Annotated in this window: 4 protein-coding genes; all 4 read right to left on the reverse strand. The window is 40.9% G+C overall.

The annotated features are described in order from the left end of the window. Window positions 1–1,370: NAD+ synthase (locus PX484_RS11645; protein ID WP_288103935.1), on the reverse strand; the 1,370-nt coding region annotated here is incomplete at its 3' end. Between the two features lie 12 nt (window positions 1,371–1,382). Next, window positions 1,383–2,111 carry an NUDIX hydrolase gene (locus PX484_RS11650; protein WP_016514666.1) on the reverse strand — a complete coding sequence of 243 codons (729 nt, stop codon included), beginning with the start codon at window positions 2,109–2,111 and terminating at the stop codon, window positions 1,383–1,385. After that, a complete protein-coding gene (locus PX484_RS11655) occupies window positions 2,108–2,674 on the reverse strand; it encodes a nicotinate-nucleotide adenylyltransferase (protein ID WP_002743664.1) in 567 nt (188 codons plus the stop codon). Before PX484_RS11655 ends, PX484_RS11650 begins: the two co-directional genes overlap by 4 nt. 531 nt (window positions 2,675–3,205) lie before the next feature. Next, the coding region (locus PX484_RS11660) for an RES family NAD+ phosphorylase (RefSeq protein ID WP_353853229.1) at window positions 3,206–3,801 on the reverse strand (596 nt) is incomplete at its 5' end.

Raw genomic sequence — 3,801 nt, forward strand, 5'->3', positions numbered from 1 at the left:
AGGGGAATAATTTCCCCGTGCCGATTTAACCAGCGACAGAGGGAATAAACCCTCGTTTTCGGCACATCGGCAATCACTGCTAAACCACCATTCATATCACCGTAAAGGGTGCAATATCCCACCGCCATTTCTGATTTATTGCCAGTGGATAATAGTAAATGACCGAATTTATTAGAGAGAGCCATTAATAAATTACCGCGAATGCGTGACTGAAGATTTTCTTCGGCAATACCGAAATCAGTCCCAGCGAAAAGCCGCTCTAAAAGTTGATCATAAGCGGTCATAATTTCTTTAATTGCTAACTTCTCACTTTTGATACCTAAATTATTAACTAAAGCCACTGCATCGCTAATCGAATGGTCGGAACTATAGGGAGAAGGCATCATCACAGCGAGAACATTTTCTTTACCTAATGCGTCGCTGGCAATAGCGGCAACTAAACTGGAATCAATGCCACCACTCAAGCCGAAAATTACCCGTTTAAAACCGCATTTCTGCACATAATCTCGCACTCCTAAGACTAAAGCTCGATAAATTTCCTCATCTTCATCGACGGGTAAAGGATGAATAACTGCGGGTAACAAATCTTGATTAAACTCGATCAATTCTAGGCTAGAAGTAAATGCCTGAGCGCGATAAATCACTTCTCCTTGTCGGTTAAAAGCCACGCTGTCACCATCAAAAATTAAATCATCATTACCTCCCACTTGATTGACATAAACTATCGGTAAATTATATCTAGTGGCACTATGGGATAATAAAGATTCTCGCAATTTTTGCTTACCGACACTGTAGGGAGAAGCGGAAAGATTAACGATTAAATCCACTCCTAAATTAGCTAAATCGGCGATGGGATTAACCGCGTATTGACGCTGACCCCAAAATTGTTCATCATTCCAAACATCTTCACAGATAGTTACACCGATTTTTACATTATTTTCTGTTATTTGAAAATATTGACTTTCTTTCCCAGAAGCAAAGTAACGATCCTCATCAAAAACATCGTAGGTAGGCAATAAACGTTTAGTAAAAATTTGTTTAATCTCTTGACTTTTTAACAAAGCTATGCTATTAAATAACGGCTTTTCTCCCCTGACCGTTGCCGAGGGATTTTTTTCGACAAAACCGACTAAGACGGCTAACTTTTCTGGTAATTGTTGGGACAATAATTGCAATTGTCGAGACATTTTCTCCACAAAACCCAGATTTAATAATAAGTCTCTGGGAGGATAACCACAGAGGGATAATTCCGGGGTTAAAAGTAATTCTGCTCCCTGATTAAATGCCGTTTGAGCGGCCTCTAAAATTCTTTGGGCATTTCCTTCGATATCTCCAACAATGGGATTTAATTGAGCGATAGCAATTCTCATATTTTTTCCTATTTAAACAAAAACTAACGGTTGCTCTTTAAAGGGAGCAAAAGCTTTTTCATCAAAGCGATATAAACTAGCAGGACGACCGGCACCACGAGAGACTTTTAAACCCATATCCTTGAGAAATCCTAATTTCAATAGCCGATTTCTGAAGTTAGAATAATCACTAAAATTTTTACCTAAAATTGTCTCATAAAATTGATAAAGATCATTTAAAGTAAATAATTCTGGTAAAACCTCAAAAGCGACGGGACTATATTCTACTTTATTGCGTAATCTTCGCCAGCCATATTCCAAAATTTGACCGTGATTAAAGGCTAAATCTGGCACTTTATCAATCATATACCAAGTGATATTATAATCCCGTTCAGTGATTAACTTTGCTTCCTCAAACCGCACTAAAGCGAAGTAACTCACCGATAGATAACGTTCCCTAAAACTCTCGGCCGCTGCCGGGGAATCTCCCTCTGGACTGCCAAAAGTATATAACTGTTCTAGATAGAGATTATTGACACTAATTTTCTCGGCTAAAATTCGATAGGCTGCCGTTTCCAGTGATTCCCCATTTCTCACTAAAGTTCCGGGTAAACTCCAGTAATTACTAAAAGGTTCTTCCCGTCGTTTAATCAGAAGCACTAGCAGCCGATTTAATTGGGTATCAACGGAAAAGATCACGTTATCAACTCCCACTTTAAAATCAGCTAGAGATTTATTAGCTAGGGTATTTGGCGATTTCATGCGTAAAGTTTTTGACCTTCGATATAATCTTTAATCGGTGCAGGAACAGCCTGTTTATCGCCTTTTTCTCGATAATCTGTTGAGGATACAGCCGGAGCAAAGACATCGGCAATCAGACAATCACCCCCTAATGTTTGCAGTTGTTCAATATCATCTTGGTTAATAGGATATCCGGGACGAGGAATCACGAGAATTTTGACTTTTTCTAGTAATTCTTGGCTACGATACCAGTGCCTAATTTGTCCAGCTAAATCAGAACCAATGACTAGGGTATATTCCTCCTGTTCTCCCCAAATTGCTTGCGCTTTTTCCACACTAATTAAGCTACGTCGATCGCTTAATTCTCGTCGCAGTTGTATATTATCCCTTGGGGGTTGAATATCCCGGATGAGCAAATTTAACATCCTCAGACGATGTTCGAGACTGGTTTGATGATTTTTAAAGGGATTATCGGCAGCCCAAACCGCAACGATATCGTACTGTTCCGATAACCATTTTAGTATGGCTTGATGACCGGCAGTAGGAGGATCGGCACTGGTTCCAAAAAGGGCAATTTTAAGCATAGGATTCAATTGCTTGCTCACTGAGGGATTAGTTTAAGTCTGCTCAAGCTTGGCAAAAATTAACTTCTCCCCATTATAGTTGATTTTACCAAAATAGGGCAAGAGGATCAGTGATCAGTAATCAGTGATCAGTAATCAGTGATCACTGAAGTTTTGCGACGAGTGGGCTGCTATTAACTTAACAGAAAATTCCCTAACACTTGGCCGTTCTGAATAGGGGAGATTGCGTCTAATTGCAAAGGGTGCATCTCACATTTGCAGAAATACCGACAATCAGCACTTATCAGTGACTCTTAAATTGGTACAAAAATATGAACAATCGCGTGTAAGCATCCCACCGAAAAGCTAATGCGCGGGGGGTTTGGGGGCGGCGCCACGCCCCCAACGGGGGGTTTGGGGGGTAGAACCCCCCAAAGGCTTGGATTGAGTGATAAAATCGGAAGTAATGCCCGATTTTAAAAGAGAGTTTCCCCGTAAAAATCCCAATTGGTAGATTGACAAAAATGAGATGCACCTATTGCAAAAAGATACTTATTCTTGAATAAGAGCATAATCATAATGCTCCAAAATTTCACCTAAACAGGATGAATTATCATCGTATAAATTACCTAAGTTGTCTTCTTGCAAATGGTTTCTAACCCGATCAAAAAGCCCAACGGAATAGACACTATCATCATGACGAGAACGGTATCTAATCCCATCTACTCCTTGGGGATGTTCCCAAATTGCCTGCCCCCAAGTCCGACAATATTCATAATCACCAGAAGAAATGCGGGCATCTATTCCTATGCGAACAAGGGCCGGCCCCGTTAAGTCGGCCAACAGTAAAGCGCGATCACTTCTAATTCTAAAAAGATTTCTATTTCTTAGGGCTGTAACGGTTACGGCTCCGTCAAATGTTCGGCCAAAACATTCAATAAAGGTACTGCACTCATCACCCACATAGAGAAGCCCATAGCCCTGATTTGGCCCATCGAAACGACCGCTACCACTGCGGTCAAAATGAAGACTAGAAAGGTGTCCGGTTTTATTTAATCTTAGCCAGGGGCCTGGGGTTTCAATGACGGGCAATTGACGCTGACTAAAATCGTCTGGTGGGAGGGGAAAAGGAGGCAAACCCATTACGC

The organism is Microcystis sp. M49636_WE2, from assembly GCF_030065375.1.
GTDB lineage: Bacteria > Cyanobacteriota > Cyanobacteriia > Cyanobacteriales > Microcystaceae > Microcystis > Microcystis aeruginosa_C.

Bases quoted from the DNA above. Each gene is read 5' to 3' on its own strand.
- PX484_RS11650 (WP_016514666.1), bottom strand. From the start codon at position 2,111: ATGAAATCGCCAAATACCCTAGCTAATAAATCTCTAGCTGATTTTAAA.
- PX484_RS11655 (WP_002743664.1), bottom strand. From the start codon at position 2,674: ATGCTTAAAATTGCCCTTTTTGGAACCAGTGCCGATCCTCCTACTGCC.